Here is a 681-nt window from a genome sequence, read left to right on the forward strand (position 1 = left end):
GTCGGCCCGGTGCACAGCGTCACCGAGGACCGCTCCGCGCTCCTCGCCTCCTGCTACCGCGAGTCCCTGCGCGTCGCCGACGCACTGGGCGCCCGCACGGTCGCGTTCCCCGCCATCTCGACGGGCGTCTACCGCTGGCCGCTGGACGACGCGGCCCGCATCGCCGTGGAGACGGTCCGCGCGACGGACACGGCGGTGGAGGAAGTGACCTTCGTCCTCTTCGACGACCGGGCCTACCAGGCCTTCACCGCCCGGACGGCCTGAACCGGCGCGCCTGAGCCCGTCCCGCGGTCGCGGCACCCGTCCGGGGACTGTGCTCCATGCCGTCAGGGCCTCGGTGCTCCCTACGGACGGAAGGTGCGGCGGTAGGCGTCGGGCGTGACGCCGACGCTGCGGTGGAAGTGGCGGCGCAGGGTGGTGGCGGTGCCCATGCCGGTGGCCGCGGCGATGGTGTCCACGGTGGCGTCGGTGGTCTCCAGCAATTCCTGGGCACGGCGAATGCGCTGGGTGTGGAGCCAGCGCAGTGGCGTGGTGCCGGTGAGGTGCCTGAAGTGGCGGCCGAGGTGACGTGAGCTCATGCGGGCCTGTCGAGCCAGGTCCTCCACGGTCAGCGGCTGGTCCAGCCGCTCCAGCGCCCAGGGGAACAGCCCGTCCATGGGGTGGTTCCTCGGGGCGGGGAGG

General features: G+C 73.4%; 2 protein-coding genes. One reads left to right on the forward strand and one right to left on the reverse strand.

Features of this window, described 5'->3' with window-relative positions; genetic code table 11:
* Positions 1-264, forward strand: a 264-nt coding sequence (locus LPA54_RS34335) for a macro domain-containing protein (protein ID WP_228984570.1), incomplete at its 5' end; no start/stop codon positions are given.
* A gap of 80 nt (positions 265-344) precedes the next feature.
* Here the strand turns inward: LPA54_RS34335 and LPA54_RS34340 are convergent.
* Positions 345-681 (reverse strand): helix-turn-helix domain-containing protein (locus LPA54_RS34340; protein ID WP_228984571.1); only part of this gene is annotated, 337 nt, incomplete at its 5' end.

Source organism: Streptomyces sp. DH12, from assembly GCF_020873895.1.
Classification (GTDB): Bacteria; Actinomycetota; Actinomycetes; order Streptomycetales; family Streptomycetaceae; genus Streptomyces.